The sequence below is a fragment of the Aureisphaera galaxeae genome (assembly GCF_028561275.1).
Lineage (GTDB): Bacteria > Bacteroidota > Bacteroidia > Flavobacteriales > Flavobacteriaceae > Aureisphaera > Aureisphaera galaxeae.
The window spans coordinates 369,914-387,088 of sequence record NZ_JAQQTF010000007.1; the positions used below are offsets into that span (position 1 = coordinate 369,914).

The 17,175-nt window shown below is 41.8% G+C and carries 19 protein-coding genes; 10 read left to right on the forward strand and 9 right to left on the reverse strand.

What is annotated here, in order from left to right:
- The 3 genes from POV27_RS14770 to POV27_RS14780 are packed head-to-tail and all read right to left on the reverse strand — an operon-like array spanning position 1 to position 2,499.
- Positions 1-513, reverse strand: a complete 513-nt coding sequence (locus tag POV27_RS14770; RefSeq protein ID WP_272863560.1) for a plastocyanin/azurin family copper-binding protein — start codon at positions 511-513, stop codon at positions 1-3.
- Between the two features lie 10 nt (positions 514-523).
- Positions 524-1,483 carry a YheT family hydrolase gene (locus tag POV27_RS14775; protein WP_272863561.1) on the reverse strand — a complete coding sequence of 320 codons (960 nt, stop codon included), beginning with the start codon at positions 1,481-1,483 and terminating at the stop codon, positions 524-526.
- A complete protein-coding gene (locus tag POV27_RS14780) occupies positions 1,483-2,499 on the reverse strand; it encodes a bestrophin family protein (protein ID WP_272863562.1) in 1,017 nt (338 codons plus the stop codon). The genes POV27_RS14775 and POV27_RS14780 overlap by 1 nt, the downstream gene beginning before the upstream one ends.
- A gap of 116 nt (positions 2,500-2,615) precedes the next feature.
- Between POV27_RS14780 and POV27_RS14785 the strand changes: the two genes are divergently transcribed.
- The 5 genes from POV27_RS14785 to POV27_RS14805 all read left to right on the forward strand — a co-directional run bounded on the left by POV27_RS14785 (position 2,616) and on the right by POV27_RS14805 (position 6,027).
- On the forward strand, positions 2,616-3,197 hold the full coding sequence (locus tag POV27_RS14785) for a TetR/AcrR family transcriptional regulator (RefSeq protein ID WP_272863563.1): 582 nt from the start codon (positions 2,616-2,618) through the stop codon (positions 3,195-3,197).
- 49 nt (positions 3,198-3,246) lie between these two features.
- Entirely contained in the window at positions 3,247-3,996 is a 750-nt protein-coding gene (locus tag POV27_RS14790; protein WP_272863564.1) for an SDR family oxidoreductase, read from the forward strand.
- Positions 3,997-4,082: 86 nt separating this feature from the next.
- Positions 4,083-4,673, forward strand: coding sequence for a TetR/AcrR family transcriptional regulator (locus POV27_RS14795; RefSeq protein WP_272863565.1), 591 nt, complete (start codon positions 4,083-4,085; stop codon positions 4,671-4,673).
- A 43-nt stretch (positions 4,674-4,716) separates the two neighbouring features.
- Complete coding sequence (locus tag POV27_RS14800) at positions 4,717-5,547, forward strand: alpha/beta hydrolase (RefSeq protein WP_272863566.1); 831 nt, start codon at positions 4,717-4,719, stop codon at positions 5,545-5,547.
- Between the two features lie 3 nt (positions 5,548-5,550).
- A complete protein-coding gene (locus tag POV27_RS14805; protein WP_272863567.1) occupies positions 5,551-6,027 on the forward strand; it encodes an acyl-CoA thioesterase in 477 nt (158 codons plus the stop codon).
- Between the two features lie 28 nt (positions 6,028-6,055).
- On the opposite strand, the gene POV27_RS14810 is transcribed toward POV27_RS14805, so the two are convergent.
- Positions 6,056-6,430 (reverse strand): nuclear transport factor 2 family protein, encoded by a 375-nt coding sequence (locus POV27_RS14810; protein ID WP_272863568.1) that lies wholly within the window; start codon positions 6,428-6,430, stop codon positions 6,056-6,058.
- 131 nt (positions 6,431-6,561) lie between these two features.
- On the opposite strand from POV27_RS14810, the gene POV27_RS14815 reads away from it, so the two are divergent.
- Entirely contained in the window at positions 6,562-7,125 is a 564-nt protein-coding gene (locus tag POV27_RS14815; protein ID WP_272863569.1) for a TetR/AcrR family transcriptional regulator, read from the forward strand.
- Between the two features lie 60 nt (positions 7,126-7,185).
- A complete protein-coding gene (locus POV27_RS14820) occupies positions 7,186-7,932 on the forward strand; it encodes an SDR family NAD(P)-dependent oxidoreductase (protein WP_272863570.1) in 747 nt (248 codons plus the stop codon).
- Positions 7,933-7,960: 28 nt separating this feature from the next.
- Here POV27_RS14820 and POV27_RS14825 read toward each other — a convergent pair whose 3' ends face one another.
- Genes POV27_RS14825 through POV27_RS14835 form a run of 3 tightly spaced genes read right to left on the reverse strand, consistent with a single transcriptional unit; the run spans position 7,961 to position 9,984 of the window.
- Positions 7,961-8,863 (reverse strand): DMT family transporter, encoded by a 903-nt coding sequence (locus POV27_RS14825; RefSeq protein WP_272863571.1) that lies wholly within the window; start codon positions 8,861-8,863, stop codon positions 7,961-7,963.
- 6 nt (positions 8,864-8,869) lie between these two features.
- On the reverse strand, positions 8,870-9,220 hold the full coding sequence (locus POV27_RS14830) for an arsenate reductase family protein (RefSeq protein WP_272863572.1): 351 nt from the start codon (positions 9,218-9,220) through the stop codon (positions 8,870-8,872).
- On the reverse strand, positions 9,217-9,984 hold the full coding sequence (locus POV27_RS14835; protein WP_272863573.1) for a DUF3298 and DUF4163 domain-containing protein: 768 nt from the start codon (positions 9,982-9,984) through the stop codon (positions 9,217-9,219). Before POV27_RS14835 ends, POV27_RS14830 begins: the two co-directional genes overlap by 4 nt.
- A 342-nt stretch (positions 9,985-10,326) precedes the next feature.
- On the opposite strand from POV27_RS14835, the gene POV27_RS14840 reads away from it, so the two are divergent.
- The gene (locus tag POV27_RS14840; protein ID WP_272863574.1) at positions 10,327-12,978 is read left to right on the forward strand and encodes a M12 family metallo-peptidase; all 2,652 of its coding nucleotides are present in this window, start codon (positions 10,327-10,329) and stop codon (positions 12,976-12,978) included.
- 263 nt (positions 12,979-13,241) lie between these two features.
- Positions 13,242-14,939, forward strand: a complete 1,698-nt coding sequence (locus POV27_RS14845) for a sensor histidine kinase (RefSeq protein WP_272863575.1) — start codon at positions 13,242-13,244, stop codon at positions 14,937-14,939.
- A 32-nt stretch (positions 14,940-14,971) separates the two neighbouring features.
- Here the strand turns inward: POV27_RS14845 and POV27_RS14850 are convergent, their stop codons facing one another.
- Entirely contained in the window at positions 14,972-15,379 is a 408-nt protein-coding gene (locus tag POV27_RS14850) for a hypothetical protein (RefSeq protein WP_272863576.1), read from the reverse strand.
- A gap of 5 nt (positions 15,380-15,384) precedes the next feature.
- The gene (locus tag POV27_RS14855) at positions 15,385-15,732 is read right to left on the reverse strand and encodes a ribonuclease E inhibitor RraB (protein ID WP_272863577.1); all 348 of its coding nucleotides are present in this window, start codon (positions 15,730-15,732) and stop codon (positions 15,385-15,387) included.
- A gap of 334 nt (positions 15,733-16,066) precedes the next feature.
- Between POV27_RS14855 and POV27_RS14860 the strand changes: the two genes are divergently transcribed.
- On the forward strand, positions 16,067-17,089 hold the full coding sequence (locus POV27_RS14860; protein ID WP_272863578.1) for a hypothetical protein: 1,023 nt from the start codon (positions 16,067-16,069) through the stop codon (positions 17,087-17,089).
- The last annotated feature ends 86 nt before the right edge of the window (positions 17,090-17,175 follow it).

A 17,175-nucleotide genomic window follows, 5' to 3' on the forward strand; every position in this document is an offset into this window, starting at 1 on the left:
TTATTCTACGATAAACTTACCTTTCATTCGGGCTACGTGCCCCGTAAAACTACAAACGAAGTCATAGGTTCCTGCCGCTGGTGCATCGAAGGTGATCGAAGTAGATTGTCCACCACCAATCATTTTGGTATGAACGATAACATCCTTCCCGCCATCCGGAATCCAATCACTAGGCTCTCCAGCATTGGCAGCAGCAAGGGCGAAGGCGTTGATGTCCGTGTCTGGTTTCAACAATACAAAATTGTGCCCCATGATTTTAATGTCGCCTTTCCCTGTATGACGAAAATTTAGGGTAACCTTCTGTCCCGCTTTTACCCTAATTTCAGTTTTATCGTACTGCATTAGGTCATCCCCACTTAAGGCTACTGTTACGGCATTAGAATCACTTTTCTTAGTCTCCTTTTTGGTGCCTATTTTCACAGATTCTTTCTCGTCTTCCTTCTTTTTATCGCCTCCACAACTCACAAGGGCTAACGATAGTACAAATACACAGATGAACTGAAATCGTTTCATATTTTTTGTTTTAGGGTTGGGTTAAAAACTGAAGGACACGTTGCTCGCTATAATACAGAGAGTGGGTCGCGTGGAACCCTACATGTCCGCCGTGTTTTGGGGTTTCAAGATAGATGTTTTTTTGCTTTTCTGAAAGCGAAAAGGGATAACATTCTTCCGAAAGAAAGCTATCATTTAAAGCGCTTAAAACGAGTACGGGAATTCGCACATTGGGAAGGAAATAGAGACTGCTATTCTTTTCATAATAGTCCATTGCATCCTTGAACCCATGGGCCGGAGCCGTATAGATATCATCAAAATCCCGAAGGGATTTAATGGCCTTGAATTGAGAAGGGTCCAGACGGTCTGGAAAACGCTTCATTTTCTGTTTGCACTTCTTCTTCAAGTGGTTCAGGAAGGTCGTATAATAGACCCAATTTTGACGTTCTGTAAGTCGCCGCAGGGAACCTTCTAAATGCAGGGGTGCCGATACAGCGGCCCCTTTCTTTATTTGCGATGGAACCTCTTCCCGTTCACCGAGATACTTTAGCAGTAAATTTCCACCCAAACTAAAACCCACCAAGGCGATTTCATCATATCGATCCTTTTCCAATATATATTGAATGACGGCTTCCAAATCGTCTGTTTTACCCGCGTTATACGATTTGTACGAGCGATTTTCTTCCCCACTGCATCCACGATAGTTCACGGCACAGGCATCCCAGCCCTGTTGATTGGCATATTTAGCTTGACCTTTCATATAGGTGCGGCGGGCATTGCCTTCTAAACCGTGCAGTAAGATGATGATCTTCGACGAGTTCTTTTCAGAAAATGAGAAATCAAGATCCATGAAATCCCCATCGGGCAGGGTAAGTCGTTCGCGCTGTAGATGCAGGGAAGGGTTGGGCCGTAGCTTGGCCGAATAAATGGTTGCAAAATGCATGTTTCTGTACAACCCTTTGGCACGATAAGAAGAAGCAACTTTGGGCATTAATACAGAATATGGTCTTTGGGTTGGATGCCTTTGGGTAGATCGGTTTCGTCTAGCATATCCCTTAAATCAATTTCTATGGTCCGGCATAGTGCGGTCATGGGGACATCATTTATGCGTCCTTCGAAAGGATCTTCACTATTATCCCCAATAGAATCCATGGTGCTGAAAATCCAAGAAATAAGCACGGAGAAAGGAATCATTAAAAAGAGGTACCATTCCCTCATTCTGGGCCCTACATCTATAATGTCTTTTTCAAATACATCCAGCAAACCAAAAGGGAGTAGTAAAATAAAAATGGTTGTAAATAACCACGCAAAGTAACCATACTGTCTAGGGAAAGGAGTATTCTTAATGCGCTCACATTTGCCCTGTAGATTGTAAAACTCCTCAAGTACCGATTGTAGTTGATCCTCTTGGAAGCCATCGATAATTCCCTTCTTTTTCAACTCGGTAATTTCCAAGGCTTGGTTTTTTACGAGTTGAGTAGCCGGATTCACTCTATTTGTGAGGTCTTCGAATTCTGCAGGGCTCACATAATTTTTGGCTTCATTGCACGAAGGGTTTCGTTCTCCGTGCCGGTCGAATAGCCTTTCCACACTCTTATTTTCCTTGATCGCCCAGGATTTGGGTTGTCTTAACTGTACACGCAGGGAATTGAGCCAGGCAATGTGTCGGTAGATAAGTTCTTTTTGTACTCTTTTATTGAAATCCTCATCATCACTTTGTACAAAACTAAGGACCTGTATACCCCAAGTCCGACTATAGTTTACTATGCCACCCCATATTTTACGTCCTTCCCAAAAACGGTCATAACTCTGGCTGTTTTTGAAACCTATGTAAAAGGCGACGGCAATTCCTATAACACTAAGGGGTTGAAAGGGGATGTCTAAAAAATGCCATTCGAAAAAGTGATAAATACAAAAAATGGCGCCGGCATACAGGGTATAGAAAATTACTCGTTTCCAGGCGTATCTTACTATGAGGCCCCAGCCTACATTTCTTTTTACGTACATAGTTAAAAATTGGCAATTTAAAGATAAGGTGAAATGCGAAAACCATAAAATTTTACTAAAACGTTTTTTTGAAATGAACGTTTCAGTATATTTGTCATGCAATTGCAATACTAAGAATGCCTAGAAGCGAAGATTTTAATAGAGACGAAGTACTGGACAAGGCCAAACAGGTTTTTTGGATGAAGGGATACAACGGTACCTCCATGCAGGATTTGGTGGATGCTACGGGACTGAACCGAAGTAGTATCTACAATTCGTTTGGCAATAAGATGGAGCTCTATCAACAAAGTCTGAAGAAGTACCAAGATGAAAGTGGTTGTCTTTTCAATCGAGTTAAGGAGAAGAACCGCAATGCGATGGAATCTGTAGGACTGGCGTTTTTATACGTGCTGGACGAAATGGTACATGATAAGGAGAACAAGGGATGTATGCTCATTAATTGCTTCACCGAAATGGGCAATCAGGATGAAGCCTTGCTTGGGCTCTTAGAGGCCAATCAGGAAAAAATGCATGGCGTTTTCGAAGATTTGGTAAAGCAAGGACAAGAAGATGGTTCCATTCGTACCGATGAAAGCAGTGATGCACTGGCACATTATCTAGTGAGCGCTTTTCAGGGTTTCCGGATTACGGGATTGGGGGTACGCGACCCCAAAATATTGAAGGGCATCATTCAAAATATATTAAAAACAATAGCATAAATTTTTTTAACCTTTTTTGAAACGATCATTTCAAAACAAATTAATACACATGGGAAAATTTCAAAACAAAACAGTAGTAGTAACAGGGGGTAATTCGGGAATCGGATTGGCCGCAGTAAAGGGATTTTTACGAGAAGGGGCCAATGTGGTCTTTTCCGGAAGACGACAAGAGGCCTTGGATGAGGTTTCTAAAGATCTAGAAGGTAATTTCAAGGCCGTTTTGGCCGATCAGGCAAATCCAGCCGACAACAAAAAACTGATCGATGCGGCGGTGGACACTTACGGCAAGATCGATGTGGTATTTGCCAATGCTGGAGTAGCGCAATTTGCACCTGCCGATCAGATAAACGAAGATTTTTTCGACAATCAGTTCAATATCAACATTAAAGGTCCTGCCTTTTTGGTGAAGGAAGCCATTCCTAACCTGAATGATGGAGGGAATATTATTTTCAATACCTCTATTGTGCATCAAAAAGGATTTGAAGGTGCTGGCGTGTATAGTGCAACCAAAGGAGCCCTTCGTGCCTATGCCCGGGTATTGACCACTGAGTTGGCTCCACGTAATATTCGTGTGAACTCTATCGCCCCTGGGCCTATTGGAACTCCAATCTATGATAAGATGGGAATGACCGAAGACCAGATTCAGGAAATGGGATCCTCCTTTGCGCAGCATGTACCATTAAAGCGTTTCGGGGAATCCGAGGAAGTAGCCGAAGGCGTACTGTTCTTAGCAAGTGGAGAAGCCAGTTATGTAAATGGGATCGAATTGGAAATTGATGGTGGAATGAGCCAGATCTAAGAAAGGAATTCCTTACAAATCACAAAATCTTCCCAAATCGGGGAGATTTTTTTGTTTAGCAAGATACCGATCGGTATCTTTGCCCCGTGAGAAATCCAGAAACCACAAAAAATACGATTATAAAGGAGAGCGCAAATCTCTTTAATACCCAAGGGTACAAAGCGACTTCCATAAGTGACATAACCAAGGCAACAGGCCTAACCAAGGGAGCCATTTATCGTCATTTTGAAAGCAAAAGTGATCTGGAGCAGGAAGCGCTACGAAGTTTGGGGAAGCTTATGTTCAACGAATTGGGGCAGTCCATTCGGGAAGCGAAGAACTTTCATTTAAAGATGGAAGCCATTTTCTCCTTCTTCGAAAAGTACATGGAAACTCCGCTTTACGACGGAGGTTGCCCTCTTATGAACGCTGCGGTGGAAGTAGATGATACCAATACCGCTTTGCGTCAGCAGGCCTACAATATGTTGGCTCAATTAAAAGCATCTGTAGAAAAACTGTTGGTGAATGGAATTAAGAATGGCCAAGTAAGGCCAGAGATCGATACGTCCCTTTACTGCACCATTATTATTGCTACCCTGGAAGGAGGCATTATGATGAGTAAGTTGGAACGAAACAAAACTGCCATTACCCAAACTATCGCTCATTTGCGAAGTTTGGTGAAGGATATGTCCTTGTAATATTTTTTTGAACAAAACGATACCGATTGGTATCTTAATTAAAATGAAAAAACTAATCACCCAATCCGTAGGTGCGTTTATTAACGTAACTGCTGTAGTATTCCCTAAATGGAATGCCGATTTCTCTTTCAACTTGCTTTGCAAGGTGAAACGTGTAGGCATTTCTGAAAAGGGAAAAGAATTTTTTGAAGATGCTGAACAGACCTTCCTCGAAGTGGATGGACATTCGGCCGTACTGCACAAATGGGGTCAAGGCCCAAAGACCGTGCTGTTTTTGCATGGATGGCTTAGCAATTCCCAACGCTGGCGCAATTTCGTAGATCATTTAGATCTCAGCGAATACACCGTATATGCAGTTGATGCGCCGGGTCATGGTATGGCCAAGGGGAAGTACCTCAATTTGGAAGTGTACCGTCAATCCCTGCGTCAGGCCCTGGAGCTAACCGGTCCTGTGGATACGTTGGTATGCCATTCCCTAGGAAGTTTGGCGACTGCCTATGCCCATTTGGAAGCGGACGGATTGCCCATAAAAAAGTACGTCATTACCGGAGCTCCTTCAGGCATGGATGCTATCTTTGTGTACTTCGAAGAGTTGCTGGGCCTATCCAATAAGGCCATAGCTAATTTGGAAGGAAAAATTAATAGCATCTTGAAGTTACCGCATGGTGAAGTTTCTATGAAGCATTTCTTTAAGAAGGTACAGGACCCCTTGTTGGTAATTCATGAGAGAAACGATAGGGTAACGCCTTTTAGGGCGATTGAGAGTGCCTTGAATGGCAACAAAGTGATCCAAACCTATTTTACCGAAGGAAATGATCATAACCTGAAAACGCCCGATGTTATTGACAGAGTAATAACCTTTATAAAAAATTAGTGCATGTATTTTAAGGAATTCGATATTCGATGGAGCGATCTGGATGCCAACCGCCACTTGGCCAATAGTTCGTATATCAACTTTATGAGTCATACCCGCATGGGCTTTTTAATTGATCATGGGATTAATCAAGAAGTCATGATGAAGTACGATATGGGCCCTGTGGTTTTTAACGAGAATGTATTTTATTTTAAGGAAATATTCCAGGGGCAGCCTATAAGGGTGAGCTTTCAGTTGGGCGGTATGAGTGAGGATGGAATGTTCTTTCGTTTTGTGCACAATTTTTACGATCATAAAGGACGTAATCTGGCCTTTTGCGAAATGCAGGGAGGCTGGATGGACCTAAAGGCACGTAAGCTCACCGCACTTCCGGAGGAGCTACTTCCTTTGTTGGCAAAAGCTCCGAAAACGGATGATTTTAAAGTCTTGACAAAAATGGACATGCGGCAATCGGGCCGAATGCCTAAAGATTTAGCATAAAAAAACCTCCCAACGGGGAGGTTCTTTTTTATCCTTCGCTAGGAACGTCGTAGAAGAATTGTTCCCGTACTATTTTTCCGTCGCCTACGGTATAGACACTAATTTCGGACGTCTTGCTGCGCTGTCCGCTGGGTTTGTGGGTTACATCTATTTCGTGACGTACGCTAAACCAATTATCGGCTATGATGGGATCGCTCATATGGCTACTGTGCATTTCAAAATTCTCACGCCACCATTCCCCTTTTTTAGCCACGGCTTCCATGCCTTCGGCAATAGGATTTTCTGAACTTCCCTCAGGCTCGATACTTACAATATTCGGGCTGTACAACTCTTGGTAGCATCGCTCTTCCTGACCGCTGTTACACCATTCTACTAGCTTGCTTGCAATTTCTTCAGTATTCATTGTGTAAGGTTTTTAATTAGTCCCCTAAAGTTAGGAATTACGGCGTTCAATAAAATTCGCAACATGTTAATCCTATATTAAAAAGTAGACAGACTTGTCTGTTTTTGAAAATTACTGCTATATTTGTTCCCGTGAAGCATTCAGAAGTACGAAATACGATTGTAAGGACGGCCTCCAATTTATTCTATGAGCAGGGGTATAACCTAACGGGAATCAATGAGATCATTGCCGAGGCGGGTATTGCCAAAGCGACCCTGTACAATCATTTTTCGTCTAAGGAAGACATTTGTGTGGCGTATATTCAATACAAGAACCAAGTGTTTTTGCATGAGATTGGGCTGTACTGCTATGCAAAGCCCAAGGGAGACAAGCAGATCCTCGGAATTTTCGATTTCCTCCAACAGTTTTTTAAAGGGGATGGGTTTCACGGTTGTTGGTGTTTGAATACGGTTTCTGAAATCCCCAGCGATAACCAGAAGATATTGGTGGAAATTCAGAAAGAGAAAAGGGAATTCCTGAAGTTCATAGAAAAGCTCATTGCTGCCAATCGGGAAGGTATGGAGGAAAAACAAGCAGAATCCTTGGCCAAACAGATCTATTTGCTGTATGAGGGAGCGGTGGCCGAAAGCCATTTGTACAAACAGGATTGGCCTATTAAAATGGCCAAGCATATGGCTACCCAATCCTTGAAGTAAAAATTTTTAACCAAAAAAAGACAGACTTGTCTGTCTATATTAATCTTTAAATTGCATACTATGAAAGAATTCGAAAACAAAGTAGCCATCATCGTTGGTGGCACCAGTGGTATTGGAAATGCCGCAGCACATCAATTATTGGATCAAGGAGCGACCGTAGTGATCGTGGGACGAAATCCCGATAAGGTGGCAGATAAACCCAATCTTGTAAAGGTGAAAGCCGACATTACCAAGGCTAGTGATTTGCAACAGTTGGTCGATAAGATCGATTCCTTAGATCGGGTAGACTATTTGGTAAATGCTTCAGGAATTTTTGGTCCCAAGTCTTTCCTGGATCATACCCTAGCCGATTATGACTCCTATCTCGATCTAAATCGCGGGTTCTTTTTCCTCACACAGGCCGCGGCCAAAAAGATGAAAGAAGGCGGGAATGGATCTATCGTAAATGTAGGTTCCATGTGGGCCAAACAGGCGGTAAAAGCAACTCCTTCTTCCGCCTACTCCATGCAGAAAGCCGGACTGCATTCCTTAACACAACATTTGGCTATGGAATTGGCCGACCACAACATTCGGGTAAACGCGGTATCTCCAGCTGTGGTTGCTACTCCGGTGTACCATAGTGTTTTTGGAGGACAGGAAGAAGCGGAAAAGGCATTGGAAGGTTTTCACGGTTTTCATCCGATAGGACGTAATGGAAGTCCCGAGGATGTGGCCAATAGTATTTTATTCTTGTTATCGGATAAAACTTCTTGGGTTACCGGTGCCATTTGGGATACGGATGGTGGTGTCATCGCAGGAAGAAACTAGTGTTGTTTTTTTTGAAATGAAAAGCGGTTTAGCCTCCGGGTTGGGCCGCTTTTTTCTTTCGGGTTGAAAGGAATACGCCTAGAAAAATCAACGCAGCAGCTCCTAATCGTAGGGAATTGAGGGTGTCTGCCCCAGCCATGATGGCAAATAGCGTGGCCAATACCGGTTGCAGGTAAATAAAGGCACCTATCGTAGACGGGCTTAGTTGCTTTAATGCATAGATGTTGAAGAGATAGGTAAGATAGGTAGTTCCCACCACCACAAAGGCCAATTTCCACCAAGCATCAAAATTCAGGTTTGCCCAGTCCACTGCCATAAATTCGCTTCCACCAATCGGGATATTGAAGAAAATCGCAATGAGGAAGAAAAACTTCATCAGGGTAATGGAACTATATTTAGCGACCAAAGGTTTCACCATAATGAGGTAAAATGCGTAGGAGGTTGCATTTACGATGAAAAAGATGTTCCCAAGTGGAATGTTAGGCGCATTGGGCTGGGTCTTTTCACCAAAGAGAATCAGTAGGAGTGCTCCCACCAATCCCAGACCAATCCCTACCGATTTCAACCAAGTAATTCGTTCCTTCAGGAAGAATGCCGAAAGTATAAGCAACAAGACAGGCGTAAGCGTAATCACCACAGAACTATTAATGGGCGTACTCAATTCCAATCCCTTGAAAAAGGCATTCATATTCATGACCATTCCAAAAAGGGCACAGCCTACAATGCGCAGCCAATCTTTTCTGTCGATTTTTTCCTTGGGAAGGAACAAACCGGTGATCCAAAACAGCACTGCTGCACCCGTTACCCGCAATACAATAAACCCAAACGGGCCAATGACATCGGGCATTAGGCCTTTGGCCAACGTATGGTTAATCCCATAAATAGCGCTGGCTCCTGTAGCTGCAAGAAGTGCAAGTGCTCTTTGGTTCATAGGTTATTAGGAAAGACTGGCTTTGGCGGCTTCCACCACTTTTTTACTGTTCCCCACAAAGATTTCGCCTCCATTAATGAGTACGGGACGTTTTAAGAAAGTATAGTGTTCTAAAATGAGTTGTTTAATGTCATCTTCAGAGAGATTCTTATCCTTTAATCCGCGTTCCTTATAAAGTCGGGCACGTTTACTGAAAAGGGCTTCATAACTTCCGGCAAGTTCCTTCATCTGCTCTAATTCGGACTCGGAAATGCCCTCTGATTTTATTTCACGTTGTTCAAAGGTTTCGGGAAGGTCCCATTCTTTCAGGATGCGTTGACAGGTGTCGCAAGTAGCTAGGTGGTATACTTTATTCATTCTATGTTAAAATTGAGATGTTCGTCGATGTTTTCTAAGGGAACTTTCAGCTGGATGATGCCTTCAGAATAGGGTGCAATGTCGTACGGATTGTAGGTAACCAGCATGTGGTTTGCCGTGAATCCAACCGTTTCAGGAAGGTAAAAGGTATCATTTTCGAACCAAAACCCAGGATCGTTAATGCTTTTATCGTTAGGGATGTCGTATTCCTTTCTGAATGCTTCTTCGACCAGCTTCGTAATGGCCTTGGTGTCGGAAAAAAGGTCTTTTGTTTTTATTTCTTTTCCCGTGGTGCTGTTCAGATTGAGGTAAGAGATTCCGCCATATCCGTGTGCTCCACCGGTATAGGTAAAGTGATCCATCATCATGGAAATGATTTCAGAGGATTCATAAGTGATCCCTATGTTAATTTCGGCTTCGTATCCGCCAGTATCGATTGCCGTTGGTAGATCCGCCTGGTGATCGCGATAGGCGAGAATGAAATCTTCAGCGGTACTTTTCAACGTTTTTGCGGTAGGTACGTCGTCTTCCCCCAAAAATAGTACTGCAGCAATCCATTGTTCTATCTCGGCATTGATGGTTTTGGAAAGGTCGGCATCGCCACTCACTCGTGGAAAATCGACCACGACCGAAGAACAGGGTTCCTCTTCACAGATCTTAAGTTCTTTTTCAGTAAAACTTTCAGGAGTAAAGGTCAGGGTAGGTTCGCTTTTGCAACTTATGAGGAGGCAAATGAAAAGGAGGGACAAGGACTTTTTTAGCATGGAATAAAAATACGACGATTTTAATTATTGCTATATAACGTGGACTTCAATTTTACATTTCCTTGTGTGAATAAAATTCAGCTTTCTAAGCTGTAAAAGGAAGCTAATAACAAGTCCCGATAAACTAAAATTGGGCCTGTCTCAAAAGGTAATCCGTACGGCAAAACCGTAAGCATGGTTTGTAAAAAGCAGGAGATTTCAAAAGGGTTTTTCCTATTCAAAACGGGGCGTTCGACCCGACATTAAATAATTGATTCATAATAATTTAGCATCTCCAATCAATGATAACTTTAATATCAAACCTTACTTAAAATCTTAATTAAAACATTAAAAACCACCATTATGAAACTATGTTATTTTCAGTATCGAAAAATCCCTGTGTTCAGAGGGAAGATACATCATTTAAAAACTTTCATGCTTTTGGCCTTGTTCCTATTTTCGGGAACATTGATGGCCCAAAATAGAATTCACGATCAGGTTCAGGAAGCTAAATCGAATAATATCGATTTTCAAACGGTAACACCTTTCGAGCTTTCCAGCAAAAGATATGCTCAACCCGAGGATTTCTACAATGCCGAAGAGGTGCACTTATTAGAGTATCAGCAAAATTCCTCTCAATGGAAAGGAAGGGCTATTTCCTTCGATATCCCCTTGGGAAGAAGTACTGCTACCATCGATTTGGTTGCCGTTCCCGATAGTTTTTATGACTATCAATTGGTAACCAGCGATGGAAAGCAGCATGAGCCCAACAGAAACGCAAAGCATTATCGAGGTGTAATCCGAGGTGAGGAGAACAGTCTTGTGGCCTTGAGTTTCTTTGAGAAGGATGTCATGGGTTTTATCTCCAACAATGAAGGGAACTACAACATCGGTAAGTTAAAAGATGCAGATGAGTTTATCATCTACAACGATAACAACTTACGCGTGCATTTCGATTTTGAGTGCGATATGCCAGATGATATTGGCTTTATCGAGTACGATCCGAACATGTTGATGGAGCCTTACGATCCGCACGGGCAAACACGTGCTTTCGAAACCAACTGTGTGGGACTATATTTTGAAACGGAATTCGATATTTTCCAGTCTTTCGGAACGGTTCCTGGAGTAGAAAATTATGTAACGGCCCTGTACAATCAGGTAGCCATTATCTACTACAATGAAGGGATCGATACGACCATTTCCATGATCAATGTTTGGAATACGGCCGATCCATATACGGCGACCAACACAGCCTCCCTACTTACCCAGTTTCAGAACAATACTGGGGCCTTTACCGGGGATTTGGGGCAATTGCTGACCTTCCGAAATGCTGGAGGGGGACGTGCCGCTGGGTTCGATGGGATTTGTAATCCCAATACCGATTTAAGTCTGTCTGTTTCGGCCAACCTCTCTTCTACTGTGACCAATGTTCCTACTTACAGTTGGAATGTGATGGTAGTAACCCATGAGTTTGGACACCTTTTTGGTTCGCGACACACGCATGCCTGTGTATGGAATGGTAACAATACCGCCATCGATGGTTGTAGTAGCTGTCAGGAAAACCCGAATCCGAACATTCCGGGATGTAACTTCTGTCCACAACCTCCTGTTCCTGCCAATGGGGGAACTATTATGAGTTATTGTCATATCCAGCCTGTGGGGATCAACTTTAACCTTGGGTTTGGATTACAACCAGGAAATGTATTGCGTGACAACGTAGCCAATGGCTCTTGTTTGGGCGATTGTTCACCATGTCCTATTGTTTCGGGATCCTTTGATTTGTATACGAAGGATCGTCCTTTCGATATTGGATTGGAGCCGAATCCAGATACGGGCCCAATGTGGATTAGTGAAGATATTTGGGTGCGTCAGTCCTTAGACGGAGGAACCACGCCACAGAATCCAGAGTTTAAGGAGTCTGAGCCCAATGGAGTCTATGTGAAGATTAGAAACCGTGGGACTACGACTTCAGACTGTGCGGTGTTGAAGGTGTACTTCAGTAAGGCTTCTACGGGACTGCAATGGCCAGTGCATTTCGATAATTTCTATCAGAATGTAGGACCTAACAGTGTGTTGCACGGAGATATTATTGGTACGGCTATCATCCCATCCATTGCTCCGGGAGCTGATATTACTATGGAAATTCCTTGGTGGCCACCTGATCCAGACGATTATATTAATGACAAACACCATTTCTGTTTGGTATCGCGTATTATTTCGCCCAACGACCCTATGTTTAATGAAGCAGTGGGAAGTGTGAGCCCGAATGCGAGAAACAACAACAATATTGCATGGAAGAATGTTAGTGTATACAATGCCGATCCTAATGATCTTCCACCGCCACAGAGTGTGTTTATTCGTGGAATCAACGAAGAGCTGCCATTGATCAATGTTCGCTTCTTCGATAGAGGGTTCAATGAAAGAATCAGAAAAAGATATTTCGACGTTGGACATGTTTTGGTGAAGATGGATTATGAGTTGTTCGAGCGCTTGTTGGAATACGGTTCCTTGGAAGGGGAAGGCATTGAGATTGTAGATGAAGCTGTTGTAAAACTGACAAGTCCAGAAGCTGCCTTTATGCGATTCCCATTAGAATATAGAGAGACTTTCTCGCTTACTTTCAAATTTGAATTGTTCCGTGAAATAGAACGGGGAGAGCAAATTTTGTTCGATGTGGTTCAGGAAAATTACCTGAAGCGTGAGTTTGAAGGAGGAGAGCGATTCTTGATCATTAACGATCCTGAACAACGATCTGCAGATGCCGAATCACAGGCACGACAAGCTTCGTTTAGTATCGTTCCGAATCCGAACAGTGGAATCTTCGATTTACGCTTGGATGCTGCCGAAGAAGGTACGTATGAGGTGTATGATTTCCACGGAAATACAATTGCAAGCGGTACAACCGGAGGTAAGAAGCAGATTTCTGTGAATTTATGGAAGAAAAAGTCAGGAATCTATTTCGTGAGGGTTACTACGCCGTCCATTAATATGAACAAGATTCTGGTTCTGGAATAATCAGAAATAATAGGTTTGATTTTATAGTTTGGCACCCGGGAAACTGGGTGCTTTTTTAATATAAAACCAATAAAAAAAACGGTATAGTACAAGATTGGGTTGCCATTTACTGAATTGTATTTTTTGCCTAAGATTTATTCTGATTACGCATTGTTCCTTGGTATTTATATGGGCATGTTTTCGATTAGGGGAGGTTTTATTCGATAATTTGTACCGATCCTAGTTAGGATTTCCTTACTTTGGGAGCCCCCAAATGTCTCAATATGAGTTATCTGAAAAAGAACTTACACTGGATTTCCTTCTTTTTCTTACTCCTTACTGGAGCACTTTTTATTTTATATCTCAACAATAATTTTAATAAGAAGGAGGAACAGGAGCGAAATCTTAGGTTGCAACATGAACATAGTAGAACCGTGGATCGGTTTACGACTTCTGTGGATAAGTTTGCTGGTTTGGTTGCTGGAATGCGATCTTTTATGAACCTCTCCACCGAGATGCCCACAGCTGAGGAATTCCAAGAATTTGTAAGGAACCAATACGCCGATATAAAAAGTGAAGATTCCATTGTGGTTTCTTTTATAGACACCAATCATGTTTTTAGGCAGTCCTTTAAAAGGGATAAAATGAATCCTGCCGGATTGGTGGGAACTTCAGTGTCCTCCCTTAGAAGTGACAGGAAGATTAAGATGCTCGATGCCTTGATGGCACAAGATTCCCTTAGGGTATTCCCTCCGTTAAACCTAATTGAAGGATGGGTAGGAGTGCCTATCGATTTTAGAGTAAAGCGGAATGGGAGGGTACTGGGGTATGTGGCTGCCATCGTGGATTTTAAAAGTATTATCCAGGACATATACGACGATGCCGATGAGCAAGAATTCGTTTTTCATTTTAGTACACAGGAAGGCTATGATTTTGATAGAGAGCAAACCTATAACAATACCAAGGTATACAATACTGATATAGATACGGAGTATTATAAAAATTATATGGCCGATACTTCTTCCTTTATTTACTCCGATGTCACGGCTTATGGGTTTGGGTTTAAGATTGGAACTGCCTACAAACCTGGAGGAGCTACTGCAGGGTTTTCCAGTTGGCTGTTATTGTGGTATTGCACCTTTTTGGCATTGGCATTTGCTATAACATTACAGGTAAGAAGCTATAAAAAGCTTAGTTCGAGGCTAGAAAAGGCCAATGAACTGCTGGTAATCAATGAAGAAGAAATACAGCGAAAGAATGACGAACTCTCGAAAATGAACCAGACGCAGAAAAGGTTCTTCTCCATTATTGGACATGATATGAAGCAGCCTTTGAATTCTATTGAAGGAATGCTTCACCTTCTTAGAAATGAAGAAATAAATAATCCAGGTCTCACTCAAATCATAGATGGCTTAACTGACGCAACTTCCAATACGGTAGATTTATTGAATAATTTACTTCGTTGGGCACTTTCACAGACTGGAGATATCCGATTTCAGGAAACTTCATTTCACATGAACCATTGTTTAGTCCATGTCGGGAGCTCTATGCAGCAGCATGCTAGGGCCAAGGGAATACGATTGACATATCAGTTGGAAGAAGAGGTGCTTTTTAGAGGGGATAGTGATATGATGCAAACGGTATTTCGCAATTTAATCTCCAATGCGATAAAGTTCACTGAATATGGTGGAGAAATTAACTTGGGAACTCAACTTAAGAATGGGGTATTACGGGTATGGATTAGTGACAATGGAACGGGAATGCACCAAGAACAGGTAGATGGGTTGTTTCGTTTGGATGCCCGAACCAGTTCGTCTGGCACTCACGGTGAAGAAGGAACTGGACTGGGTCTTATTTTATGCCATAATTTTGTGGAACGTCATGGGGGGCATATAGTAGTGGAAAGTAAATTGAAAGAAGGAACCCGATTTACGATAGTGCTACCAAATCGCAGTGTGGCTAAGGAAGTACAGATCTATTAAATTACTACGATCCTTTTAAAAGCAGAACTTTATTAAGAACTTTCTCCTTTGATCTTTTCATAAATATCCTTTTCAACAGCTTCAATAGATTGAGTTAGTGTTTTTATTTCCTCACCAATGGTATTTAGAAAAAAAACCTTTTTACCATTTTGAAATTGTAAGTAAAAAAATAGAAAAACATTCCCCACTTTTTTTAACTCTTCCTTCTTGATTGCCTTTTCACTGAATACTCCCTTTGTGATGATGTTGTTTTCATCAATAAATATCGATTTTAGTTTAATCGCGAGTAGGAGAAATAAAATGCAAAGTCCTCCAATAATTATTGCAGCAATAAGATGTCCGTTAGAAAACATAATCCAACTGAATGTCAATAGGATTCCGGATACGAAAAATAAAAGCAATTTATAAGGGATCGTAAGTACAGAACTTATTCTTTTCATAAAACTTACTTTATAATATTACCGACATCAAATCCATCATAAAAGCCAATTCCTTTTTCCTGAACCAATTTATAGAACATCTGATTTCGTTCATGTAACGTTTCTGTATTGTGGTATTCGATTCTTTCTACATGTAAATAGTATTCTTTAGGATCTTCTTGACTTTCCATTTCGGCCTTAAAAATATCAACGAATCTGTACCCTTTCCCTTTCATCTCATCGCCAAATCTTTTTAGCCTATTCAAGTTTGAGTCCAGAAAGAAATATCCCCACATAAGTTCCGTAGATGTGTCAAATTCATTTCCACTTTCTAGGTTTGCAAAGAACTCTCTTATAATTTCCTTTGTAATCATAGTTAGAGGATTCTATATTTCTAATCCCTTTTCTAAAAATAAGCTGCCCTCAGTTTAACAAAAAACCACAACCCTCGGCTAGGCGTCGAGGCTGTATTCTTAAAAATAGAAATTTTATTTAATTCTGACGTTGCATACCTATGCCCATAGAAGAACCAACCAGCCTGCCGATTGGCAGGGTTAAAGGCCGTAACAGTGGACATGAAAAAAAGGGGAAAACCACGCTAATAATACCATCTTTTAACTGTAAATATCTCATTATCAATTTATTAAATTTAAAGTCAGTGTAGCTTATTTCGTGGGCTTTGGTCGCGAGGTATTAAATCTAAATAAAATGGGACAACCAGTAATTAAATCGAACTCCGTCATTAAATCCGGAGATAAGTTCATTCAGGTAATCAAGATTTGTAACGAATCCAATACGGATGAAACACTATGGGTCACAAGCTGGCCTTACGAAAAAGAGAAAGGAAAAGCGAAGAAAAAAATAAATGCGAAGCGATCGGGTAAAAGAATTAAAATTGCCAAAGGGAAGTGTAAAACGGTGGTTTTTGAACATACCAAAAAGCCTTATCAGTATTATACAGATTTGTACCGATATAAGGCCGGCGGCAACCATCAAGGCAAATGGTTTGGATGGAATGTGAACATCGTTAAAATTTTCGACCTTGATGCATTTCTGGAGAAAATCCGAAAGTTGGGGATATGGCATTTTCAATACATTTCTTTCCTACCGTATCCTATGCGACAAGAGGTAGGGGGGAGCCCAAGACAGTTCAAGATTAATAACGTTAAAGGACTTCCCGAAGGATGGGAGGTAAGTTGGTTGTCACCCGAAATTGGGCAAGTACTCAACTTTTATCCAAATCAGAAGAACGATCAGGTATTGCTTGAATTTGTTGCCAGTAATGCCAATATCGAAAATGAACGGTTGGACATATTGATTGATGCAGGACTTGTGGACGAGCCAGATACTCCGTTTAATTCAATACCCATTGGGCTAACGGCGGTGCGAAGACAATCACTTCCTGAAGCTACTAAGATCCGATATAGATACGACAAAGAATATCCTCATCTAAGATGTCGTATTACGGTAACCGATAAGCAAGGACTTATGGATGCTCCAGAAATTACTTACTCTACAGATGGTGGGAAATCATGGATTCGGGAGGATATGAAATTAGACAGAGTCTATGAATTCACAGATTTGGGAATGGCTCGGGCTCGATTTAGCGCATGGATTCCTTTGCCTAAAATGAATGCGGATGTACTGGTTGGATATGTTCTGAATGATCAGTTTTGTAATACAGTTTCGGTTCCTATGGAAATGGTTTCTGGTGAAAATCGTAAGAAATAGTTCCTATGTTGGCGCCAGACAGGTGTTCAACCTTGTCTGCCACTGGGCAGAAAAAACCACGGCCTTCTCTATGAAGGTCGTGGTGG